The organism is Paenibacillus sp. V4I3, from assembly GCF_030817215.1.
GTDB lineage: Bacteria > Bacillota > Bacilli > Paenibacillales > NBRC-103111 > Paenibacillus_E.
The window spans coordinates 3,295,880-3,317,352 of sequence record NZ_JAUSZA010000001.1; the positions used below are offsets into that span (position 1 = coordinate 3,295,880).

Genomic DNA, 21,473 nt, shown 5'->3' on the forward strand with positions numbered 1-21,473 from the left:
AGATCAAGGACGTAAATCTCAGGGGTGGAAGCAGGAAATTGGCTTCGCGTAATTGAAGTTTTTTTTAGCCGGTCTCGAACGCTTCTCGTACTGGTAATCTGTGTAAAGCTTTTATATCTTGAAGCGGAGGAAGCCCGAAATGCCGACGGTACTCCCGGCTGAATTGAGCCGGGCTCTCGTATCCAACTTCCAGCGCGGCGGCCGTCGCGTTCGCGGAGCCGTTTAGCATGAGGCGTCTCGCTTCCTGAAGACGGAGCTGCTTCTGATATTGCAAAGGAGCCATCGTCGTGACAGTTTTAAATTTGTGATGAAGTCCAGATACGCTCATGTTGGACGATCTCGCAACCTCTTCGATCGTAAAGGTTTTGTTGTAATTCACCTTGATCCATTCTATTGCTCTGCCGATCCCCTCATTTTGCTGGTCCATGAAGACTCGTCGGATAAACAAGTGCCCATAATCTCCCGTAAGTAAGCGGAAAATCATCTCGCGTTTGATCAGCGAAGACAGAAAATGAATTTCCGATTCGGGCTTGCCCCGCAACTCCAACAGTCGGATGAATAAGAACTGTAAGTGCTCATCGGATTTGCCTACATAGGCTCCGGGTCCCATCTTTTGGTTGAGCGGTTTCACATTGATGTCAGCTTCCGTCATGACAGAGGCAATTTCTTCCGCCGTTAAATCAATGCGTAAGCCGATATATGGTGATTGCCGCGTAGCGCCAATGACTTGACCGGAGGCCGGGATATCAAACAACGAGACTAAATAGTCGCCCGCACCATAATAGATCGTGTCTTGACCGAGTTGGATTTTCTTGGTGCCTTGTAGGATGAGGCAAAAAGATGGCGTGAGAATGCCTGGCGCCATCGCCGTCGGTCGGTTACGCCGTACCAGCGTAAAAAAGGGGACAGCCGTCTCCGTTCGCCCCTCCGTAAGATTGAGACAACCCACCTTCTCTAATAATTGATCTAAATTCGTCTGCATGGGAGCGTCACCCTGTTCTTATTTTTATCCTCCTATTATACATCCTACCCTGAAGATTGCCAACCAATTAACGAATTATAAGAATTTTTACTTTGCAGGATTGAGCAAATTTTAAGCAGGAACGAGCTATTTCGCGAAAGTGATTCGTGCCATAATGTCCTTAAGAACATGAAAGGGAGGTTATTCACTTGAATGAACAATCGAAACGGATCATTCTGCTGATGATCATCGCGACTCAACTGATGGTGGTGCTCGACGGTTCTATTTTGATTACCGCGTTACCTGAAATCGGCCGTTCACTACATCTTTCGACGGCAGTATTAACTTGGGTGCAGAACGCTTATATTTTGGCGTTCGGCGGCTTCCTGCTATTAGGCGCTCGAGCAGGGGACATCTTCGGAAGAAGAAAAACATTCAGCGCGGGTATCGCCTTGTTCTCGCTGGCATCGATACTGGCAGGCTTGACGCCGTCTGCTTCGCTGCTACTTGTCGCCCGTGCTTTGCAAGGGGTGGCGGCAGCGATTGCGACGCCGTCGGCGCTGGCCTTGTTGACTGTTACTTTCTCGGAGGCCCGAGAACGTGTGAAGGCGATCGCTATTTACAGCGCAGTGTCGGGAGCTGGAGGAAGCGTCGGTCTAATCGTTGGCGGATTGCTTACGGACGTCATTTCATGGCGCGCCGGGATGTTCCTCAACGTGCCGATCGGCATCACTCTGCTCCTAATGGTGCCCCGATATATGCGGGAGACAGATACGACAAAGGGTCATCTGGATATTATGGGAGCTTTGACATCGGTAATCGGCATGACGGCGCTGGCATTCGGCTTCGTTCAAGCAGCGTCTGTCGGGTGGGGGGCACTGGAAGTATGGGGCCCGGTTGCTCTTGGAGTAGTTTCGCTAGCAGCTTTCGTACTGACCGAAGCACGAGCGAAAGAACCGGTTACACCTCTTCGCTTGTTCGCGAACCGACAGCGATCCGGAGCTTATCTGGGGAGGCTGCTGCTCCTATGCGGCAATTATCCGATCTTTTTCTTCGTCCCGCAATTTTTGCAAAACGTCCTTCATTTTAATTCATTGGAGGCGGGACTTGGGATTATGCCGTTTATGGTCGTTCAGTTCGGGATGATGTATGCCATGCCTTCGCTTGTAGCCCGATTCGGGAATGCTAGAGTATTGATTTCCGGATTGGTAATCGCGATCGCTGGAACAAGCTGGCTGAGTCTCATATCGGCAGATTCTAGCTTTTTCCCTGATTTGTTTTTCCCGTTGATCGTCATGGGGTTCGGGGCAGGGATGATCTTCCAGCCGTTCACGACGTTAGGGTTGTCTGGTGTGGAGGCCAAGGACGCGGGGGCCGCGTCAGGGCTCGTCAACGTCGCTCATCAGACTGGATCGTCGCTCGGGCTCGCGGTTTTGATCTCCGTCTTCGAGGCGGTGAAACGTTCGGGGGATGCTTCCGCTACATCTTTTACCCATGCGATCTCCGTCTCGATCGGGGGTTCGGTCTTATTCCTGACGGCTTCACTCGTTGTGGTGTTGATCTTAGTGCTCCCGGCGAATCGAGTGCGGGCGCGACATGGAGCCAGGGCGTATTTCTCCAAGGGAACAACAAGATAAGTTTACTTCACACCTTCGCGATGATGATCTGCAATCCTTCAAACTGGAAGCTATCATCGACCTGTGGGAACTTGAATGTTAGAAATGCGGTAAATGTGTTAGAGTGCTTAATAAATTGTCATTAAGTCTTTTAATTATTAGGAGGGATATAATCATGCGAATTATTAATCGAAATTATATCAATGGAGAATTCATTCAACCACAAGGGACGGACGAACAAATTCTAATTAATCCGTCCACGAAAGAAATTATCGGCAAAGTAATCCTTGGAAATGAATCGGATACCCGGGCAGCTATTGCAGCCGCGAAAAAGGCTTTTGTAACTTTCTCGCAAACTTCTATCGAGGAGCGGGCCCAGATGCTTAAACGATTGCACGATTCTATTCTGGCACGTATGGATAGTATGGTCGAAGCAAATATTGAAGAATATGGTGCACCAAGAAGAATGGCGATCGGACGCGTAAAACTGGCAGCGAATAATTTCTTGGATGTTAAGGAAGCATTGGAAAAATTCGAGTTTGTCCGTTACATGGCTTCCGCGAAAGTTGTAAAGGAGCCCATGGGTGTTATCGGTATAATCACGCCTTGGAACGCGAGCTATTCACAAATTACGACGAAGTTAGCAGTGGCAATTGCAGCGGGTTGTACCGTGGTTATAAAGCCAAGTGAATTGAGCGCGATTCAGACCGACGAGATCGTTGAAGCCTTCCACCAAGCAGGGCTGCCTAAAGGTGTAATTAATATCGTCAATGGCTTTGGCAACACGGTTGGAGCGGAATTGACTCGCCACGAAGACGTGGCCATGATTAATTTCACCGGATCAACTCGCGTGGGGAAAGAGATCCGCAGAGGCGCCGTCGATACTATGAAACGAGTAACACTTGAGCTTGGCGGCAAATCCCCGATTGTCTTACTTGATGATGTGGATTTTGAAAAAGCAATTCCGGTTGCTGTAAGACAAGCGCTAACTAATAATGGTCAGGCATGCATTAATGGCTCCCGCTTACTTGTACCTGAACATCGCTTGGAGGAAGTCAAACGGCTTGCTAAAGCGGCTATGGAAGCTGTGAAAGTAGGAATGCCAACCGAAGAAACGACAACCCTTGGACCAATCGTGACACAAAAGCAGTACGAAAATGTTCAACGCTACATTCAAACCGGTATCGATGAGGGCGCTGAATTGATTACGGGCGGAGTTGGAAATCCTGAGGGTCTGGAGCACGGCTATTTCGTCAAACCGACACTTTTTGCAAATGTCACGGAAGATATGACGATTGCGAAAGAAGAAATCTTTGGCCCCGTACAAGCGATCCTCACCTATAAAACGGAAGAGGAAGCCATTGAAATGGCAAATAATACGTCGTATGGGCTTGCAGCCTATATTCATACCGGTAATTTGGAAAAAGCTAATGAGCTTGCTCGCAAAATCAATTCGGGAACCATCCTCATAAACGGAGCGTTTCATGAAATGAAAGCCCCATTTGGCGGTTATAAACAGTCCGGTATTGGCCGAGAGTATGGCGAATACGGTATTGAAGAATGTCTGGAAACAAAGACGATTACGGGATATGAAAAATCATATTGATCGATAAATTAAGAGGTATCATTGCAATATTTCTCGGACTGAAATATCTGCCTAAATCCGATCGTCATAAAGCAGCTCGCCTAGATGTACTCGGTATGTGCCTTTCTCCAATTGCATTCGATACGCTTGCTTACGGTGTGAGCGAAGGTGGCACAAGCTGGTCTTCCACTTCTACAGTTACAGGGCTAACGATCGGCGTGATGCATTAATTGCATTTATATTCGTGGAGCTCCGATAGAAGCATCCACTTCTGGAATTGAAAGTATTCAAATCCTCGGACTTTACACGCAGTATAATCTTGACCTGGACCGTTCAGCTATCATTATTCTGTGCGTTGTTGATTGTACCTCTGTACCTTCAAGGCATGAAGCATTACACCGCTCTTGAAACCGGCTGTATTCTAATGCCACAAGCGCTTTGCGCAGGAATCGGCATGCCAATCAGTGGACGTCTATTTTATAAAATCGGTGCCAAGCGGCTTGCTTTCATTGGTTTAGCCATCGTATCTAGTGCGTTATTTATTTTATCAAGTGTATCGGTTGATACCAGTCTGTCGCTTATTATCGTGTCCATTTGCACGTTAGGACTTGGGATGAGTTTCTCCATGATGCCACTGAATACACATGTTCTGAACTCTGCCCCTCGCCGGTTGGTTAGCCGCGTAACGCCACTTACTACAGCTGCACAGCAAGTTATCGTTTTGTTCGCGGTTGCAGCACTTACTGGGTATCTTACTTCGCAAATTACTTCTTACGCAACAATTGCTGGGGAAGGAGCGAATCCGCTGGCTGCAATAGTGGCGGGTTACGGAGATACGTTCTTCCTTTCCGCATGTATTGCATCAGTTGGTGTCGCCCTTTCACTAATTCTTCGCAAACCACGGTTGAAGGAAGAAGATCAATTGGATAGTGGTGATGAGCCAAATCCAGCAATGATAATGGGTTACTAAACAACATTCACTTAAATTAATTAGTATAGGAGATTAAAATATATGACAACTCAAAAAGTATGGTTTATTACTGGAAGCTCTAGAGGTCTTGGCCGCAGCCTGACGGAAGCTGTTTTGAAAAAAGGTGATTATGTGATTGCAACAGCACGTAGTCCGAAATCGTTGGCAGATTTGGCTGAACAATACGGTGACAAAATTCATCCGCTTGTCTTGGACGTAACCGATAAGAAGGCAGTAATTAAAGCTGTTGAGCAAGCGATTGAAGTATTCGGGCGACTGGATGTCGTCGTAAACAATGCCGGCTACGGAGACATGGCTTCCATTGAAGATGTGACACACGATGATTTTCATGCCCAGATGAACACGAATTTTTATGGCGTAGTCTATCTGACAAAAGCGGTGCTGCCGATCATGCGTAAACAAGGTGGCGGGAACATCATTCAGATTTCATCGATAGGCGGACGGATTGGGACCGCTGGGCTGGCAGCTTATCAAAGTGCCAAATGGGCGGTCGGTGGCTTCTCAGAAGTACTAGCTCAAGAGGTCGCGCCATTCGGCATCAAGGTTACCGTGATCGAACCAGGAGGCATGCGTACAGACTGGGCAGGCTCGTCAATGACCATCCCACCAGTCAGTGAACCGTATGAGCAGACCGTCGGGGCATTCGCTAAAATGCTTCGTGAACATGCCGGACAGGAGCCTGGACACCCTGTCAAGATCGCGGAAGTCATTACAGGACTACCTGACATGGAAGAGCCGCCGTTTCGTCTCTTAATGGGCAATGATGCTGTAGCCATTGCAGCTGCCGAACAGCGAGCACGCGCAGAGTCCGATGCGAAATGGCGATACCTAAGTGAGTCGGTCAGCTTCAATTCCTAATATATAAGAACAGGGGGCTATGCGATATTACATAAAAGGGGGGTTATTCTTTTGAATGAGCATCTAGTTGGATTCTTCCGATTCCATCAACATTCATGATTGATTAAAGTGGTGTTATCCGTTCGACCTTCATAATCCAAATTTTGTTCAGGTCTTGAGCCCCGGCATGAGTAATAAGGTGAATCGATTCACGGAAACGGCGATGGCAAGTGGGGATACCAAGACCGCCGTATTCTCCGGCATGAGTAACAAGGTGCACGGAACCGGCGACGACAAGCGGGAATACCAAAACCGCCGTATTCGCTGGAGGCTGCTTCTGGAGCGTGGAAGCGCCGTTAGAGAAGCTGGACGGCGTCGGAGCGTCGTCACCGGCTATACGGGCGGACACACGAGCGACCCAACTTATGAGAAGGAGTCTACCGGAAATGCGGGCCATCTCGAAGAGGTGCAGGTCCGTTACGACCCGAGCCGTATCTCGTACGACCAGCTGCTCCAAGTCTTCTGGCGCAAAACGGATCCGACCGACGCGGAGGGGCAATTCGCCGACCGCGGCACGGAAAATCGTTCAGTCATCTTCTACGACGGCAAGGAACAGCAGACGGCGGCGGAAGCGTCGAAAGGGCGCTCGCCGCGCAAGGCAAGTTTCAGAAGCCGCTCGTGACGAGAATTTTACCAGTCTCCGCGTTCTATGCTGCCGAGGACGTCCATCAGGACATCTACCGGACCCATCCGTCCGATTACAAATTCAACGACGTTGCGTCCGGCCGGGAGGCTTTTCTGGACCGCGTCTGGGGCGAGGGTCAGGAGCTGATGGCGCTGGAAAGTCCGTATTCCCGGTTCGACAAAGCGGAAAGGCTGAAGTCGCTCACGAAGCTGCAGGTCGAAGTCACGCAGCATGATCAAGACGGCCCCGAGCCGACGGGACTTCGATATTGCACGAACTCCGCGTCGCTGCACTTTATTCCTAAGGACGACTTGACACAAAGCGGATCCGGAAAATATGACAATCTATTTCAAGGGGACGATGAACAATGAGAAACGAGTTTATTTTGGAACTATTGGACAGCCGGCTGAACGTCTTTTTACAATTGGTCGAGCAATGCCCGCCGGACAAACGCCGCGTGATCCCGAACGGCTTCAAGAACCACCTGCACTGGCATGTCGGACATGTGCTGACGGTGACGGAATTCCACGTGTTCAGCCTCTCGAACCATCTCACATTCCTGACGGGACGGTACCAGGCGTTGTTCGCCTACGGCACGAAGCCCGCGGATTGGCAGGAAGAGCCACCAGCGTGGGACGACTTGATCTCGCAGCTCAAGGCTCTAGCGTTCCTTATCCGCGAGACTTTGAAGGACAGGCTGGACGAGCCCGTGCCGGAGAACTTCCTGAAGGCGCAAACGATCGGCGAGCTGATCGTGTCCACGGAGCTGCATATGCTTGACCATGTCGGATTTGTCAATGCTATGCTGAAAGCACTGCAAGCTTCTTAAGGCGAACGATGCTTCTTTGATTACTGCCAACGACGAACCATATGCCCGCCTTCAACACGATAATGATTGCAATCACTTTAATGATGATTATTGTTCAGTTCGCAGCAACCTTAAAAAAGAGAAAAAGAGAAAAAGAGATTCCAAAACGGTAAAAGTTGGTGTAAAATACGACAAGAAACTAAAGGAGAACTGACTATGCTATTAAATCAAGAACTAGAAGAAGCAAAGCGAGAAATTATCGCCGATGCGCCCGCTAACAGTTGAGCATAAGATAGAGATCTATAATATTGTTTCAGCACTTGAGAAAATGTCTGAGAGTAGTATTGAAGATGTAGTTGAATTCGCTGATAGTAACGGATTGTGCATTAAAGATGATAGTTACAATAAATATATTAAAGAAAATGAATACGTCTATAGTAGGGTCAAAGATGTGAAATATCAAGAATTCCAAAATTTGTATTATTATCTCGAGGGCTTTACTCCGTTTTCAACGCAACATAAAATTAAGGGTTCTGAATTTGAAAATGTATTTGTTGTGTTAGACAATGGTAAGTGGAATAAATTCAATTTTGAATACTTGTTTAGTAACAAAACTGAAAACGAATCAGTATTTTTAAGAACTAAAAAGATTTTTTATGTTTGTTGCACAAGGGCAAAGGAAAATCTAATTGTTTTCTATCATAATCCTAATGACTATATCGTTGCTCAAGCAGTAAAGTGGTTTGGGGTGGATAATGTGCATAAAATGTAAACTTAAACTAATAGCTAAGGAAACAAGAGGAAGGATAAAATTGGTTTCTAGGTTGAATTGTAAATATAGTCTCGTTTATAATTAAGTATATATCAATAAATCTCATTTATAATCGTTCGAAATCTCAAATAGACATTCAAAAAAGCACCCATTTGGGTGCTTTTTAGTCTCATTTATAATTGTTACCCACAAGAGGTATCAGTAATGATTATTGTTGAGACTTATTTGATCAATAAATGAGATAAATACGGATACATGTTTGAGACGTAATAATGAAGATAGATGAATCAAATCCGTTGATTTATCTATCTTAGAGAGGAGAGTGCCCTCATGATCGATAAATACCCTTTACTCAAGGAAAAGGATAAGACTATGTTCGTATTTGAAAAATCTGGCAAATATTATGGCCATATTGTCAAAAATAAAACCGACAAGGCACCGGCGAAATTGATCTTTGAAACTCCTAAATTCGGCACCGTTGAAGAATTAAAAGCTGAATATCCTTCAGCGGAAGTGTAGGGCTGTCTATCTATTTCGGTCGCTTTGGCTGCGATCTGGAATAGTTCTTTTTTTACGTTAATTAATCTTTTGTACAAGGGTGATTTATGAATCTTGAGAACATCTGCCTTTCATTTCATTACGAAACCTGTAAGTCTGAACTAGATTTAGCCAGGATATGCAGATCGATTGATCAGTGTGGCGGCAAAGTGGACGAAAAATATTGGATGCATGGCTTTGCAACTATTACTGTCATTTTTTATAATGAAAGAGATAGTAATAGGGGGATTCGTGCAGAATGTATAAAATAGTGTTTTTTGATGTTGATGGTACGTTATACAGTGAAGTGGATAGAGTAATCCCTAAAAGTACAAAAGTGGCGATTAAGAGACTTCATGAAGAAGGCATTAAGGTCGTAGTTGCAACAGGTAGACCGCATAATTTATGTGAAGAACTGATTTCACTAGGTATTGATACATTAATCTCGTCTAATGGCGCTCTTGTGAAAAACCAAAGCGAAGTTATTTATAAGTCGGTAATATCTCAAAAGACTGTTCATGATCTGTCGAGTTTTGCCGAGTTACACGGACACGGTATTTCCTACTTTACAGATTCAATTTCAATGAACGGCATCGGTGTAGAAGAGAAACGTGTTAGAAATGCTCTAGCAGAGACTCTTGGTCTTGTAGATTATCCTAGCAAATTAAACACACTGCCAGAGGAGATTTACTGTATATGTTTGTATGCTGATGAGAGTGAAACTGAAAAATTTATTGATAACTTTCCGCAACTTCAGTTTGTACGTTTCCACGGTTATGTAATGAACGTCCTTGAAACCCAAATTGTATCTAAATCGCAAGCAATTAAAAAAGTGCTGGATTATTACAAAATTGACGTTTGCAATTCAATTGCATTTGGAGATGGTGGAAACGATTTGGATATGTTAGAGTTTGTAGGTTTGGGGATTGCTATGGGAAACGGTGATGAAAAGCTTAAACAAAAAGCAGATTTCGTTACCAAAAAAGCAAGCGAAGATGGTATACACTTTGCTCTGACACAGTTCGGAATAATATAATTCAGTCATCCATCATTTAACTAACGGAAACGAGAGCTCAACAGACACTCTTAAAGGCTATCAACATGAACGACAGCCTCTTGAATGAGTCCATTGTACCTAATGTTAAAGACTTGATAGCTGGCTAAATAAATTCTTCTTCCAATGGAGTTGACGAATCTGATTCATCTCCCGAGCCGTTAGGGGAATGTGAACAAATCCTAAATAACTTTATAAGTCATAACATTAGCTAAGCATGACCAAGAGTACGTAAGATTTATTGTACTTTCATGGAGCTTTTCAATATCCAAAGGGTATCCCGTACTTCGAATAGATGCGTTATATGCATCGCCATTACATAGGAATATGGGTGTAGGTCGGAAGCTTATGCAGCATGCCATTGACTTAGCGAACAAAGCGACCCGATTACAGCTTTTTCATTGTTTTTGGGATATGAGGTCTTGCTTCCAATCCATATGAATCCAATTATTGAGTTCAGGAGCAAGCACTCGAAACACTTCAGGAGTTGTTGTAACTTCAACTATTCCTTTTCCATGTATTGCTGGGGATATTCTGATAAATTTACCGTTGATTAATTTTACTGATAAATAATTTGGTGGTATTGATTTTGAAGGGAAACTTTCCTTATATCCTAATACCTTGGATTTGCTTAACCAAGCTAGAATCTTTTCAATAATTTCTTTATCTCTTTTCTCAGCTGGATTGAGTGGCGGAATTTGAATGGATTCAAGGGGTATAACATACTGAACAGAATCAATGTCATTTATCATTGGCATAGTAATTTCTTTAGAAGTAGAGCATCCAGATAAAATCATCATTGTCAAAAGTAACATTATTAAAAATCTTATCATATCATTCTCCCTTTACATTTATTTAATGAAAGAACACTCAAAGATAGTTATACTTATTTTGACATAATCTACACCTCATGGTTATGTTGCTTCTTAACAAACAAATTTATGTAAGAAATTTCCTTGAACTGTGTTCAACTACCAATGAAAGAACTAATTAACTTTCATTCTCTGTGGTGCAGTGCAAGATATGCATGGATATCTTCTGATTTTTTACTTCGTTCAACTAACGGAAACGTTTGCGCAACAATAACAACCATTCCGCATGGCGACTAGCTTGTAAACTATTGGGAATATTACTAATACGTAATTTTTTAACCTTGCGAAAAAGATAGGGCGGTAAATCATGAATTATTTTGATGACGAACAAATCAAAAAAGGAAGAAAATTGGTATTTTCCATCATCATTATTGTTCTTGCTGTTGAAGTGTTCAATTTTATACATTACATTCTGACCAATGGGTTTGAAAATGTATTCAAACAACTCGTTTCCTTGGGGTTATTTTCCTTATTCTCATACTTATTCTACAAGGGATATAAGTGGACAGAGTTTATAATCCCGTTTTTGCTATTTCAGGATATTTTGGCAGGTCTATTTTATTTATTAAAACAAGCTGGAATCTTACAGGCTTTTAGTGGATGGTTGATGTTGATAATTACTGTTGTAATGGCAATTCTTGGAGGGTTGTTTCTTGGAGGCTCAGACAATCTTACAGCTTTTATGAAGTACCAAAAGGAGCTACGGCGGTGATTAAACTAACGCAGAACGATAGCGCAACAAACAGGGAGCAGATCGCCGTGCGGTAACTGCTCCCTGTTTAGCGTTAAGCTAAAGGGCAGTAATGTTAAACAATTCTATTGACTCCTTTCTCAGGTGGGAGTATAATTCTTCCAATTTATTATTAGAGGGGGAGCGAAAAATGCCAGTTAAAAATTATACGTTTCACAAAGAAGCACCTAGGAATATGAGTGTAAATTATCAGTTGTTTCTACCACACGATTATGAATCAAAAAAAGACAACAAGTATCCATTAATTTTGTTTCTCCACGGCATTAAAAAACGTGGAGAGGATATTAGTGTGCTAGATGGTTACGGGCTTACTTGGATTGCAGAAAGCAAACAAGACTTCCCTTTTATTGTAGTTACTCCACAATGTCCATCCGACTCTAATTGGACATTGGAATATCATTCAATCAAAGCGTTGGTTGATGAAATAATAACGAATTATCGAGTTGATTCTGACAGGGTATATGTAACTGGATTTAGTATGGGTGGAAACGGTACATGGGATTTCGCTTCAAGATCGCCAGAATTTTTTTCAGCTGTAGTTCCAATTTCAGGGTGGTTCGATTCGGATAAGACAATGTTATTAAAAGATGTACCTATATGGGCTTTTCATTGTGTAGACGACGATGTTGTCCCGGTTTCAGGAACAGAGGATATGGTTAAGGCTTTAACAAGTATCGGTGGAAATGTAAAATTTACTTACTACGCCGGACTAAAGCATGATCACCGAGTAATGCACGAAACATTTAATACTACAGAACTGTATACTTGGTTGTTGAATCATAAAAGAAAAATATGATCTTTGGTGATTCAACTAACGGGTAACGTTACTTCAATAAAATTCGCTGACTTGTTGCACAGTCGGATGACGGTAATCGATAGTTTAAAATTGAATATAAGATTAAACCCTCCTATTTCTAGCAAAACTAGAGTTAACAAAACTTGGGAGGGTTTTTATTATGAATTTGAAGGATCTGTGGATGCTGTACGAAGCTGATAAACGTATTTTGGGATTTAGTTCGCACACAATGAAAGCATACGCTTTACAATTAAAAATGTTAGTTCTTGATCTTGGTGATCTTGAACTAGAGGAAATATCTCTAGTCTTACTTAAAGACTATTTGGCTAGGGTATCAGAGAGATTAAAACCTAGTAGTTTAGGCCATCGAATTCGATTTGTGCGTTCCCTTTTCCGTTTTGCATTTGAAGAAGGACATCTCACTCGGAATCCGTCTATTAAGTTGAGAGAACCAAAGATGGACAAACGAATTCCGAAATTTCTGATTGAAGAGGACGTAATTCATCTTAAGATTACCTGTCGATCTCATAGAGAGCACGCATTATTAGAGTTTCTATATTGCACAGGATGCCGCGTTGGAGAAGTTCAGAAAATAAACCTTGAAGATATCAACTGGGAAAACTGTTCTGCTATTGTAAATGGTAAGGGATCCAAACAAAGAGAGGTTTATTTTACTACGGAGTGTAAGGTTTGGCTTAAGAGGTACATGGAAAGCAGAAATGATACTTGTAAAGCATTGTTTGTCACCGAAACGAATCCTGTCCGTCGATTGTCGATTCCAACGATACGTTGGTCTTTGAAAAAGCTTGCTAAACGTGGTGATATTACTGCGAATGTATATCCACACCGATTCCGTCATACTTATGCCTGCCAATTGTTAGATAACGGTGCACCTTTAGAATTTATTCAGGGGATGCTCGGACATGAGAAAGCATCTACAACTCAAATTTACGCCCAACTGCGCGGTGAGCGTAGGAGAGAATTATATCGTCGTTATTTTTAAGCCTAATAAATGTATTGTCTTTACTCAAGACAAAGAGGGCGACGATTAGCTCAATGCTATAATGATAGACTACTGTTATATGTTATTTAATTATTACATTGAATTGATACGTATTTCGAGCGAACCATGAGTCTCCGACTCTCACGAAATCCTTGCAATATTCGCGAATAATTCCAGCATTGTCGAGCATTTCATCTTTGCTTACAACAACATATACTTGTGATAATGCTGCGGCGAATAGTTCTATATCGGTAGACAACGTTTTATTCATTACTAAAGACCCTCCAGAATGTATCCATCATTGAACAATCTATAAATGGTGTCTCTTTATTATCTATTTAGATTAGAACATATATAGAAAAAAATGTAAATAACAAATGAATTATCTAATTAACTACATAGAAGTCTTTGAATATCATATCTGATTTATTATTTGGAAGCATAAGTTTGCCGTGGTAAATTGGAAGCATAAGCATTCCAAAACGGCAAACTTATGGGTTAAGTTACAAAAATGCATGTAAAATAATGATGTTATCAAGGTTGCCCATCACGGCAATAAAACTTTTAGGTTGCTTGTAGTCCATAAACTCAACAAAATACTTAACCCACTCAAAACAGTTTTATGGAGTTGGGGTTACTAGGAGTGAATTTCTCGTGAATGGCGGAATTTATGCATTATTTATAGTAAAACGAGTATGAGAAGGACTAATAAGTAACATAATTCAGGAGTGTTAAATCCTCGAAGTTAGAATGGCCATTATTTCTTTTATCTAAAGTTATCATGATCGTATCGTAAAAGTTCTTAGATGGAATCGGTTTAAAAGATTAAGTTTTGGGAATACTTGGATGTAAAATAATTAAGTACGATATTTAAGGTGGGAAAAGTGTTGTTAGCTATTTCAAGTGATTTCAGTAGTAATGACTATGTTAAAACAATTACAAGGATAAAGGGCTCTGTAATTAAACATATCGAATTTAGGAAAGTGATTGACGCCATTTCTGAGTGCCATAACTCCTCAAAAATTGGATGTCCTAATAATCTTTTATTGACTGGATCCTCTGGTAGTGGAAAGTCAGCTCTGTTGTCTTATTACAAAAATAAGTATTTGGAGAGATATAATGGTGATTCAGTTTTTCCAATACTTTATTTGAAGTCACCACTTCATGCAAAACCAAGGGAGTTAGCAATAAGTCTATTAGAACAAATGGATGTTAATTATCGTAACAATCTCTCTTTATCATCAATGACAAACAAAGTTGTTGAGTCGATTACACAACTTGGTATTGAATTAATTATGCTCGATGATATTGAGCATCTTTTCGATGCTACTTCGCTAAGGATACATAGTGATTCCGTCGAATGGCTTAGAATGCTATTTGACAATTTACAAGTTTCTGTTATTTTATCTGGTTTAGAAGTATCTAATAGATTACTACTTCATAATGCAGCATTCGCTAGTAGGGTTCTATCTAGGGTAACGTTATCTCCATTAGATGAAGATGAGTATGCCTTATTTCTTCAAACAATTGATTCTTACTTGCCATTCTCAGAAAAATTATGGCTTACGGAACAAGCGATCGAAAAATTGTATCTTACGACCGACGGACTCCCAGGCTATACTAAAGAGATAATTATTAAAGCAACTAGATTGGCTTTTGAAGAGGACCGACTTACAGATTGGCACATAATAAAAACTTGTAATTTGCTTAGTAGAAGTTCACAGAATTCTAGGAATTTAGATTTTGTTCTGCTAGACGATCAAGAGTTGCATACTGGGCAATATAGAAGAAAATCAAAAATGGAGAAATTTATTTAAGAGAATATAAAAAGTACTTAAACATTGACTTTATAAGTCTATGGCTAAGTACTTTTTTTTGTGTCTAGGGAGTCATTCGGGGTAACATTAGGGAAGCGAAAATGTTATGCATTTCATGCATAAATAATGTATAAGGCCATATGCGGTTTTTCGCAATAATTATGAAAAATACCGCTATTTAAACAATGATTACCTTCTTTTTTCTCAGTAAATATGAAATTAGCCCTTGATAAATCAATAATTTTTAATCCATTTTTCTCAATAAATATGACACCACACATTTGTGATTTTTCATAATTTATTGTAAATGTTTCAAAATTTATTGTAGTTTTTGTTTCAAAAAACCACTTATGCATTCTTCTACATAAAAATACAATTGTGTAAAAAAGGGAACAAAGGAGTTCGAAACCTATATAGTTGATAATTGGAAAGAGGGCTTAATGCCATATAATACTCTAACTAAAATATCTGGCAATAATACCAGCATTATTTTGACTGGGAGTCATGCTGCTAAAATTCTTAGAATGACATTAGCAGGTATTGTTTCTCTTATTGAAGATGGAGATCTTGAAGGGATTGTAAGTTTCACTAATAAGAATAAAACTGTATTAGTTAGAAGGGAATCCGTAGAGCGATATCAAAATAAAAGGGAAACTTATATGACTAAGGAGGAGATGATGAGATTTCTCCAAGTAAATCAGAAGGTTGCAGAGAGATTAATTTCTAGTCCCAAGGGGGACATAAGGTAATTGACACAGGCGGAGAGGGCTGTCACTTGGCAGCTTTATTCGCTTTAGAGGGAAGTTATGCTGCATGTTGACCACAACCTCAACCAGATATAGTCGGATGGGATCGCTCCACATCAAATGGAGTTCATGTTTGGATTAACGATTTAAAATCCATGTACTCAGAGGGTGCTTAAGCAGGGCTTTTGTACCCATTAAATAGATAGCAATTAACTAATTAAAATATATTGACTAATTTAATGTAAGTATATATTATAATAAATGTAAACTAGATTCCTGACACAATGTATCAATTAAAATAGTTGAGAGGTGAGGGTTTATAGGGGGACAAAGTTTGTTCGCGTTTAATACACAATATGTTTTTTTGTTATTAACTGAATGTCAAATATCTCAAAATAAAGATACTTAAATTAAAGATTTTTTTCACAAAAAACGAAAAGGAGCTAACAACCATGAAAAAATTTCTTACAGGACGCACAGTAACAACGCTAGCACTTTTAACTGTCGTAGTATCCACAAGCGCATGTGGCTCTATGATCGGATCAAAAGCGAATACACCTGCTGCCGCGACTAGCCAAGCTCATACAGCACTTCATTCAAAGGCTGTTCCATCACCAAGATTGTTAACACCGACGAACCATACGTTACTCATGATCGACCACCAACCGCAAATGGCTTTTGGTACTTCGTCTATAGACATCGCGACGCTGCGCAATAACGTGACTGGACTTGCCAAAGCAGCGAAAGCTTTCAACGTTCCAACCGTTCTGACGACGGTAGCTTCGAAGTCTTTCAGCGGACCGATTTTCCCGGAAATCCAAGCGGTATTCCCTGATCAGCAGCCAATTGACCGTACGACAATGAATGCTATGGAAGATCAAAGAGTCGTCGATAAATTGAACAGTTATGGCAATAATAAACTCGTGGTTTCTGGTCTTTGGACTGAGGTATGCGACTTGACAGCCGTACTTTCCGCGATCGATCAAGGATATGAGGTGTATATCGTTACCGATACTTCAGGCGGTGTATCCAAAGAAGCTCACGATATGGCTATTAAGCGCATGATTCAAGCCGGCGCTACCCCAATCACCTGGGAGCAGTATTTACTAGAATTGCAACGTGACTGGGCTCGTTCCGAAACTTACAAAGCCACAACGGATATTGCCAAAGAACACGGCGGAGCATACGGATTAGGCATTATTTACTCGCAAGAAATGTTTGGTGGAAAAGAAGGACATTAATCGAAGAAAATCAAAATTTTTAAAAGAGGGGGTCTATCAGATTTATGTTTAAGAAGACGCCAGTTCTGCTGTTAGCGCTTGCCATTTCCGTATCGTTAGCCGCATGTAAAAAAACGGATGAGACGCCTTCAGAAAGCCTAAATCCATCCGCGGATTCTAGGCCTTCTGAGCCATCTGTTCCAACAAGCTCGCCGGAAAATGTTGGCCAAGCAAATCAGGCAAATCCCAGTCCTAGTGAAAGCATAACGGCAGCTCCAACAACGGCAGCGCTTGATGCGTCAATCATCTTCAAACAAAATTGTATAGCCTGTCATGGTGCAGAGTTGGAAGGGAGAATGATTGGTCCCAATTTGCAAAAAGTAGGTGCGCGTTTAAGCAAAGAAAAAATCATTAACCAAATCACTAATGGGAACACAATGCCACCTTTCAAAGATAAACTGAACAAGCAAGAAATTGAAACGTTGGCAAGCTGGCTAGCAGCCAAAAAATAAAAAAGATAGTCAGATTAATAGCTAAATAAGTAAATAGTGTTGACCATGTGGCGCCCATCCCAACTGTAATAAGGTAATCGTCAAATTAAAATTAATTCTGTAACATGGAGCGCGGTAGGCGTGAAGAAAAAATTATGGGAGGAATGCGGAAATGACACCAGTTCAGGTAGATGAATGGCTGGATGAGTATAATGATTATTTGCTGCTTTATGAGTTGTTTGGAGACAAGGCTTATTTGGATGAAACGACGAAAATATTAACAAATTTAAAAAGATATATCTCTCGTCTGCACATGTACAAGAAACGTATGTTCATGGATGATTCACGAAATGTATTGCAGAAATGATTACCATTGTTATTATTATAAAAAAGAATTACCTTTAATTTAAGATAGTTAAATCTAAGATATTGAGAGGAGGTGAACCTCTATGTCATTCCAACTAGAAGATGATCAATCTACTTCGCTTAAGACCTTTGTTGTCCTTTCAAAAGCCTACAAAACACTCATGGACCGTGCGGTTAAAGATATGAAGCAAAACGGTCTATCACCTTCGGAGTTTACGATTTTGGAATTGTTATATACGAAGGGAAGAATACCACTGCAGCAAATTGGTGAAAAGATTTTAATAACCAGTGGAAGTATTACCTATAATATCGATAAGCTGGAGAAAAAAGGTCTAATAAAACGTGTGCATTGTGAAGAAGATCGAAGAGTTATTTATGCTGAAATTACACCGGTGGGGTATGAATTATTCGATCTAACTTTTCCAGGTCATGCAGAAACGATCCATTCCATCACTCAAGGTCTTTCTCTAGATGAAAAACAAGACATTATAAAACTTCTTAAGAAACTAGGAAAAGGAATGTAATAAATAAATACAGCCTTTCAGAGTTAGGGTGTATGAACTGAGATAGCCCCAAATGAGGCAAGAGCAAGAAGGAAATATAGAATGTCAAACATTTAAAGTGATTAACTAACTAAATATGTGTTGACTTATTAAATGTAAGTATATATTATAATAAAAGTAATCGGAATTACTTACACCGTTTCAAATAAACAAAGTAAAGTGAAGGGGGCATAGTCGGTCGAAATGCACTAGGGATAAATTGAAGATAATTACTAGTAAGTTCAATATGTTTGATGCACTACAATATGTTTTTAGAAAATATACTTTCGGTAAATATCTTAATGCCATATTTCTTAAATTTAAGAATAACAAATTTGAGATATTACTTAAAAAGGAGCTAACAACCATGAAAAAATATCTTACAGGCCGTACAGTAACAACACTAGCACTTTTAACTGCCGTCGTATCGACAAGCGCATTCGGATCTATGATGGTTGCAAAAGCGGATACACCTGCTGCAACTAGCCAAGGTACAACAGCCATTCATGCAAAAGCTGTTCCATCTCCAAGATTATTAACACCGACGAACCATACGTTGCTTATGATCGATCACCAGCCGCAAATGGCTTTTGGTACTTCATCCATTGACATCCAGACGCTGCGCAATAACGTGACTGGGCTTGCCAAAGCAGCGAAAGCTTTCAAAGTTCCAACTGTTCTGACGACGGTAGCTGCGAAGTCGTTTAGCGGACCGATTTTCCCTGAAATCCAAGCCGTATTCCCTGATCAACAGCCAATCGACCGTACGACGATGAACGCTTGGGAAGATCAAAGAGTGGTAGATAAAGTTAACAGCTACGCTAAAAAGAAACTAGTTGTTTCTGGTCTATGGACTGAGGTTTGCGACTTGTCCGCCGTTCTCTCCGCGATCGATCAAGGATATGAAGTGTACATCGTAACCGATACTTCAGGTGGCGTATCGAAAGAGGCGCACGATATGGCGATTGAGCGCATGATTCAAGCCGGCGCGACGCCAATCACTTGGGAGCAATACTTACTAGAGTTGCAACGTGACTGGGCTCGTTCTGAAACTTATAAAGCCACTACCGATATTGCCAAAGAATACGGCGGCGCATACGGATTAGGCATTATCTATTCGCAAGAAATGTTTGGCGGTAAAGAAGGACATTAATCAATAATTGAAAAGATACGCGATAAAATGATGGTAGGACATTTAAATGTTTTATATCTTTAAAGTAAGATAATTAATTTTAAGATAAATTTATAATAAAAGGAGCTAACAACCATGAAAAAATATCTTACAGGCCGTACAGTAACAACACTAGCACTTTTAACTGCCGTCGTATCGACAAGCGCATTCGGATCTATGATGGTTGCAAAAGCGGATACACCTGCTGCAACTAGCCAAGGTACAACAGCCATTCATGCAAAAGCTGTTCCATCTCCAAGATTATTAACACCGACGAACCATACGTTGCTTATGATCGATCACCAGCCGCAAATGGCTTTTGGTACTTCATCCATTGACATCCAGACGCTGCGCAATAACGTGACTGGGCTTGCCAAAGCAGCGAAAGCTTTCAAAGTTCCAACTGTTCTGACGACGGTAGCTGCGAAGTCGTTTAGCGGACCGATTTTCCCTGAAATCCAAGCCGTATTCCCTGATCAACAGCCAATCGACCGTACGACGATGAACGCTTGGGAAGATCAAAGAGTGGTAGATAAAGTTAACAGCTACGCTAAAAAGAAACTAGTTGTTTCTGGTCTATGGACTGAGGTTTGCGACTTGTCCGCCGTTCTCTCCGCGATCGATCAAGGATATGAAGTGTACATCGTAACCGATACTTCAGGTGGCGTATCGAAAGAGGCGCACGATATGGCGATTGAGCGCATGATTCAAGCCGGCGCGACGCCAATCACTTGGGAGCAATACTTACTAGAGTTGCAACGTGACTGGGCTCGTTCTGAAACTTATAAAGCCACTACCGATATTGCCAAAGAATACGGCGGCGCATACGGATTAGGCATTATCTATTCGCAAGAAATGTTTGGCGGTAAAGAAGGACATTAATCAATAATTGAAAAGATACGCGATAAAATGATGGTAGGACATTTAAATGTTTTATATCTTTAAAGTAAGATAATTAATTTTAAGATAAATTTATAATAAAAGGAGCTAACAACCATGAAAAAATATCTTACAGGCCGTACAGTAACAACACTAGCACTTTTAACTGCCGTCGTATCGACAAGCGCATTCGGATCTATGATGGTTGCAAAAGCGGATACACCTGCTGCAACTAGCCAAGGTACAACAGCCATTCATGCAAAAGCTGTTCCATCTCCAAGATTATTAACACCGACGAACCATACGTTGCTTATGATCGATCACCAGCCGCAAATGGCTTTTGGTACTTCATCCATTGACATCCAGACGCTGCGCAATAACGTGACTGGGCTTGCCAAAGCAGCGAAAGCTTTCAAAGTTCCAACTGTTCTGACGACGGTAGCTGCGAAGTCGTTTAGCGGACCGATTTTCCCTGAAATCCAAGCCGTATTCCCTGATCAACAGCCAATCGACCGTACGACGATGAACGCCTGGGAAGATCAAAGAGTGGTAGATAAAGTTAACAGCTACGCTAAAAAGAAACTAGTTGTTTCTGGTCTATGGACTGAGGTGTGCGACTTGTCAGCCGTTCTCTCCGCGATAGATCAAGGATATGAAGTGTACATCGTAACCGATACTTCAGGCGGCGTATCGAAAGAGGCGCACGATATGGCAATTGAGCGCATGATTCAAGCCGGCGCGACGCCAATCACTTGGGAGCAATACTTACTAGAGCTGCAACGTGACTGGGCTCGTTCTGAAACTTATAAAGCCACTACCGATATTGCCAAAGAACATGGTGGCGCATACGGATTAGGCATTATCTACTCGCAAGAAATGTTTGGCGGTAAAGAAGGACATTAATCGATTGCTGTTTGAAAATTCACGAAGCAAAATGTGCTTCGTGAATTTTTTCATCAATTTCAAATGGATG

The 21,473-nt window shown here is 41.5% G+C and carries 26 protein-coding genes and 1 pseudogene; 24 read left to right on the plus strand and 3 right to left on the minus strand.

The window, feature by feature from the left end:
- Positions 1 to 64: 64 nt before the first annotated feature.
- A complete protein-coding gene (locus QFZ77_RS15245; protein ID WP_307440847.1) occupies positions 65 to 982 on the minus strand; it encodes an AraC family transcriptional regulator in 918 nt (305 codons plus the stop codon).
- A gap of 242 nt (positions 983 to 1,224) precedes the next feature.
- Between QFZ77_RS15245 and QFZ77_RS15250 the strand changes: the two genes are divergently transcribed.
- From QFZ77_RS15250 to QFZ77_RS15305, 12 genes and pseudogenes are all read left to right on the plus strand, one after another.
- Entirely contained in the window at positions 1,225 to 2,598 is a 1,374-nt protein-coding gene (locus tag QFZ77_RS15250) for an MFS transporter (protein WP_373462604.1), read from the plus strand.
- A gap of 154 nt (positions 2,599 to 2,752) precedes the next feature.
- The gene (locus QFZ77_RS15255; protein ID WP_307440848.1) at positions 2,753 to 4,183 is read left to right on the plus strand and encodes an aldehyde dehydrogenase family protein; all 1,431 of its coding nucleotides are present in this window, start codon (positions 2,753 to 2,755) and stop codon (positions 4,181 to 4,183) included.
- On the plus strand, positions 4,180 to 4,392 hold the full coding sequence (locus QFZ77_RS15260) for a hypothetical protein (protein WP_307440849.1): 213 nt from the start codon (positions 4,180 to 4,182) through the stop codon (positions 4,390 to 4,392). Before QFZ77_RS15255 ends, QFZ77_RS15260 begins: the two co-directional genes overlap by 4 nt.
- Before the next feature lie 47 nt (positions 4,393 to 4,439).
- Positions 4,440 to 5,132, plus strand: a complete 693-nt coding sequence (locus tag QFZ77_RS15265) for an MFS transporter (RefSeq protein WP_307440850.1) — start codon at positions 4,440 to 4,442, stop codon at positions 5,130 to 5,132.
- Positions 5,133 to 5,174: 42 nt separating this feature from the next.
- A complete protein-coding gene (locus QFZ77_RS15270; RefSeq protein ID WP_307440851.1) occupies positions 5,175 to 6,011 on the plus strand; it encodes an SDR family NAD(P)-dependent oxidoreductase in 837 nt (278 codons plus the stop codon).
- A 241-nt stretch (positions 6,012 to 6,252) separates the two neighbouring features.
- Positions 6,253 to 6,695 (plus strand): annotated as a pseudogene (msrA, locus tag QFZ77_RS15275) (peptide-methionine (S)-S-oxide reductase MsrA); the annotation flags it as partial.
- 126 nt (positions 6,696 to 6,821) lie between these two features.
- Positions 6,822 to 7,046, plus strand: coding sequence for a hypothetical protein (locus QFZ77_RS15280; RefSeq protein WP_307450109.1), 225 nt, complete (start codon positions 6,822 to 6,824; stop codon positions 7,044 to 7,046).
- On the plus strand, positions 7,043 to 7,504 hold the full coding sequence (locus tag QFZ77_RS15285) for a DinB family protein (RefSeq protein ID WP_307440852.1): 462 nt from the start codon (positions 7,043 to 7,045) through the stop codon (positions 7,502 to 7,504). Before QFZ77_RS15280 ends, QFZ77_RS15285 begins: the two co-directional genes overlap by 4 nt.
- A 244-nt stretch (positions 7,505 to 7,748) precedes the next feature.
- Positions 7,749 to 8,255 (plus strand): 3'-5' exonuclease, encoded by a 507-nt coding sequence (locus QFZ77_RS15290; RefSeq protein ID WP_307440853.1) that lies wholly within the window; start codon positions 7,749 to 7,751, stop codon positions 8,253 to 8,255.
- Between the two features lie 330 nt (positions 8,256 to 8,585).
- The gene (locus QFZ77_RS15295) at positions 8,586 to 8,774 is read left to right on the plus strand and encodes a hypothetical protein (protein WP_307440854.1); all 189 of its coding nucleotides are present in this window, start codon (positions 8,586 to 8,588) and stop codon (positions 8,772 to 8,774) included.
- 277 nt (positions 8,775 to 9,051) lie between these two features.
- Entirely contained in the window at positions 9,052 to 9,828 is a 777-nt protein-coding gene (locus tag QFZ77_RS15300) for a Cof-type HAD-IIB family hydrolase (protein ID WP_307440855.1), read from the plus strand.
- A gap of 282 nt (positions 9,829 to 10,110) precedes the next feature.
- Positions 10,111 to 10,287 (plus strand): GNAT family N-acetyltransferase, encoded by a 177-nt coding sequence (locus QFZ77_RS15305; RefSeq protein WP_307449528.1) that lies wholly within the window; start codon positions 10,111 to 10,113, stop codon positions 10,285 to 10,287.
- On the opposite strand, the gene QFZ77_RS15310 is transcribed toward QFZ77_RS15305, so the two are convergent.
- Positions 10,245 to 10,679, minus strand: a complete 435-nt coding sequence (locus QFZ77_RS15310; protein WP_307440856.1) for a hypothetical protein — start codon at positions 10,677 to 10,679, stop codon at positions 10,245 to 10,247. The two genes, QFZ77_RS15305 and QFZ77_RS15310, sit on opposite strands and share 43 nt — an antisense overlap.
- 346 nt (positions 10,680 to 11,025) lie before the next feature.
- Between QFZ77_RS15310 and QFZ77_RS15315 the strand changes: the two genes are divergently transcribed.
- The 3 genes from QFZ77_RS15315 to QFZ77_RS15325 all read left to right on the plus strand — a co-directional run bounded on the left by QFZ77_RS15315 (position 11,026) and on the right by QFZ77_RS15325 (position 13,268).
- The gene (locus tag QFZ77_RS15315) at positions 11,026 to 11,430 is read left to right on the plus strand and encodes a hypothetical protein (RefSeq protein WP_307440857.1); all 405 of its coding nucleotides are present in this window, start codon (positions 11,026 to 11,028) and stop codon (positions 11,428 to 11,430) included.
- A 169-nt stretch (positions 11,431 to 11,599) separates the two neighbouring features.
- Complete coding sequence (locus tag QFZ77_RS15320) at positions 11,600 to 12,265, plus strand: carboxylesterase family protein (protein ID WP_307440858.1); 666 nt, start codon at positions 11,600 to 11,602, stop codon at positions 12,263 to 12,265.
- Between the two features lie 160 nt (positions 12,266 to 12,425).
- Positions 12,426 to 13,268: a tyrosine-type recombinase/integrase gene (locus tag QFZ77_RS15325; protein ID WP_307440859.1), complete on the plus strand. Its 843-nt coding sequence runs from the start codon at positions 12,426 to 12,428 to the stop codon at positions 13,266 to 13,268.
- An 82-nt stretch (positions 13,269 to 13,350) separates the two neighbouring features.
- Here QFZ77_RS15325 and QFZ77_RS15330 read toward each other — a convergent pair whose 3' ends face one another.
- Positions 13,351 to 13,539 (minus strand): hypothetical protein, encoded by a 189-nt coding sequence (locus tag QFZ77_RS15330; RefSeq protein WP_307440860.1) that lies wholly within the window; start codon positions 13,537 to 13,539, stop codon positions 13,351 to 13,353.
- A gap of 616 nt (positions 13,540 to 14,155) precedes the next feature.
- Here QFZ77_RS15330 and QFZ77_RS15335 point away from each other — a divergent pair.
- The 9 genes from QFZ77_RS15335 to QFZ77_RS15375 all read left to right on the plus strand — a co-directional run bounded on the left by QFZ77_RS15335 (position 14,156) and on the right by QFZ77_RS15375 (position 21,403).
- On the plus strand, positions 14,156 to 15,085 hold the full coding sequence (locus QFZ77_RS15335) for a TniB family NTP-binding protein (RefSeq protein WP_307440861.1): 930 nt from the start codon (positions 14,156 to 14,158) through the stop codon (positions 15,083 to 15,085).
- 440 nt (positions 15,086 to 15,525) lie between these two features.
- The gene (locus QFZ77_RS15340) at positions 15,526 to 15,834 is read left to right on the plus strand and encodes a MerR family transcriptional regulator (protein WP_307440862.1); all 309 of its coding nucleotides are present in this window, start codon (positions 15,526 to 15,528) and stop codon (positions 15,832 to 15,834) included.
- 647 nt (positions 15,835 to 16,481) lie between these two features.
- On the plus strand, positions 16,482 to 17,072 hold the full coding sequence (locus QFZ77_RS15345; protein WP_307449531.1) for a hydrolase: 591 nt from the start codon (positions 16,482 to 16,484) through the stop codon (positions 17,070 to 17,072).
- A gap of 44 nt (positions 17,073 to 17,116) precedes the next feature.
- Positions 17,117 to 17,563 (plus strand): c-type cytochrome, encoded by a 447-nt coding sequence (locus tag QFZ77_RS15350; protein WP_307440863.1) that lies wholly within the window; start codon positions 17,117 to 17,119, stop codon positions 17,561 to 17,563.
- A gap of 151 nt (positions 17,564 to 17,714) precedes the next feature.
- Positions 17,715 to 17,909 carry a hypothetical protein gene (locus tag QFZ77_RS15355; RefSeq protein WP_307440864.1) on the plus strand — a complete coding sequence of 65 codons (195 nt, stop codon included), beginning with the start codon at positions 17,715 to 17,717 and terminating at the stop codon, positions 17,907 to 17,909.
- Positions 17,910 to 17,991: 82 nt separating this feature from the next.
- Positions 17,992 to 18,432 (plus strand): MarR family winged helix-turn-helix transcriptional regulator, encoded by a 441-nt coding sequence (locus QFZ77_RS15360; RefSeq protein ID WP_307440865.1) that lies wholly within the window; start codon positions 17,992 to 17,994, stop codon positions 18,430 to 18,432.
- A gap of 580 nt (positions 18,433 to 19,012) precedes the next feature.
- Positions 19,013 to 19,603, plus strand: coding sequence for a hydrolase (locus QFZ77_RS15365; protein ID WP_307449534.1), 591 nt, complete (start codon positions 19,013 to 19,015; stop codon positions 19,601 to 19,603).
- A 309-nt stretch (positions 19,604 to 19,912) separates the two neighbouring features.
- Entirely contained in the window at positions 19,913 to 20,503 is a 591-nt protein-coding gene (locus QFZ77_RS15370) for a hydrolase (protein ID WP_307449534.1), read from the plus strand.
- A gap of 309 nt (positions 20,504 to 20,812) precedes the next feature.
- The gene (locus QFZ77_RS15375) at positions 20,813 to 21,403 is read left to right on the plus strand and encodes a hydrolase (protein WP_307449538.1); all 591 of its coding nucleotides are present in this window, start codon (positions 20,813 to 20,815) and stop codon (positions 21,401 to 21,403) included.
- The last annotated feature ends 70 nt before the right edge of the window (positions 21,404 to 21,473 follow it).

What these genes read in the sequence shown, in the direction of transcription:
- QFZ77_RS15245 (WP_307440847.1), bottom strand. Translation starts at nt 982, where the DNA reads ATGCAGACGAATTTAGATCAATTATTAGAGAAGGTGGGTTGTCTCAAT.
- QFZ77_RS15285 (WP_307440852.1), top strand. Translation starts at nt 7,043, where the DNA reads ATGAGAAACGAGTTTATTTTGGAACTATTGGACAGCCGGCTGAACGTC.
- QFZ77_RS15365 (WP_307449534.1), top strand. Translation starts at nt 19,013, where the DNA reads ATGATCGATCACCAGCCGCAAATGGCTTTTGGTACTTCATCCATTGAC.
- QFZ77_RS15370 (WP_307449534.1), top strand. Translation starts at nt 19,913, where the DNA reads ATGATCGATCACCAGCCGCAAATGGCTTTTGGTACTTCATCCATTGAC.
- QFZ77_RS15300 (WP_307440855.1), top strand. Translation starts at nt 9,052, where the DNA reads ATGTATAAAATAGTGTTTTTTGATGTTGATGGTACGTTATACAGTGAA.
- QFZ77_RS15325 (WP_307440859.1), top strand. Translation starts at nt 12,426, where the DNA reads ATGAATTTGAAGGATCTGTGGATGCTGTACGAAGCTGATAAACGTATT.
- QFZ77_RS15345 (WP_307449531.1), top strand. Translation starts at nt 16,482, where the DNA reads ATGATCGACCACCAACCGCAAATGGCTTTTGGTACTTCGTCTATAGAC.
- QFZ77_RS15270 (WP_307440851.1), top strand. Translation starts at nt 5,175, where the DNA reads ATGACAACTCAAAAAGTATGGTTTATTACTGGAAGCTCTAGAGGTCTT.
- QFZ77_RS15320 (WP_307440858.1), top strand. Translation starts at nt 11,600, where the DNA reads ATGCCAGTTAAAAATTATACGTTTCACAAAGAAGCACCTAGGAATATG.
- QFZ77_RS15310 (WP_307440856.1), bottom strand. Translation starts at nt 10,679, where the DNA reads ATGATAAGATTTTTAATAATGTTACTTTTGACAATGATGATTTTATCT.
- QFZ77_RS15250 (WP_373462604.1), top strand. Translation starts at nt 1,225, where the DNA reads ATGGTGGTGCTCGACGGTTCTATTTTGATTACCGCGTTACCTGAAATC.
- QFZ77_RS15340 (WP_307440862.1), top strand. Translation starts at nt 15,526, where the DNA reads ATGCCATATAATACTCTAACTAAAATATCTGGCAATAATACCAGCATT.
- QFZ77_RS15350 (WP_307440863.1), top strand. Translation starts at nt 17,117, where the DNA reads ATGTTTAAGAAGACGCCAGTTCTGCTGTTAGCGCTTGCCATTTCCGTA.
- QFZ77_RS15375 (WP_307449538.1), top strand. Translation starts at nt 20,813, where the DNA reads ATGATCGATCACCAGCCGCAAATGGCTTTTGGTACTTCATCCATTGAC.
- QFZ77_RS15330 (WP_307440860.1), bottom strand. Translation starts at nt 13,539, where the DNA reads ATGAATAAAACGTTGTCTACCGATATAGAACTATTCGCCGCAGCATTA.
- QFZ77_RS15315 (WP_307440857.1), top strand. Translation starts at nt 11,026, where the DNA reads ATGAATTATTTTGATGACGAACAAATCAAAAAAGGAAGAAAATTGGTA.
- QFZ77_RS15255 (WP_307440848.1), top strand. Translation starts at nt 2,753, where the DNA reads ATGCGAATTATTAATCGAAATTATATCAATGGAGAATTCATTCAACCA.
- QFZ77_RS15290 (WP_307440853.1), top strand. Translation starts at nt 7,749, where the DNA reads ATGCGCCCGCTAACAGTTGAGCATAAGATAGAGATCTATAATATTGTT.
- QFZ77_RS15355 (WP_307440864.1), top strand. Translation starts at nt 17,715, where the DNA reads ATGACACCAGTTCAGGTAGATGAATGGCTGGATGAGTATAATGATTAT.
- QFZ77_RS15280 (WP_307450109.1), top strand. Translation starts at nt 6,822, where the DNA reads ATGGCGCTGGAAAGTCCGTATTCCCGGTTCGACAAAGCGGAAAGGCTG.
- QFZ77_RS15360 (WP_307440865.1), top strand. Translation starts at nt 17,992, where the DNA reads ATGTCATTCCAACTAGAAGATGATCAATCTACTTCGCTTAAGACCTTT.
- QFZ77_RS15295 (WP_307440854.1), top strand. Translation starts at nt 8,586, where the DNA reads ATGATCGATAAATACCCTTTACTCAAGGAAAAGGATAAGACTATGTTC.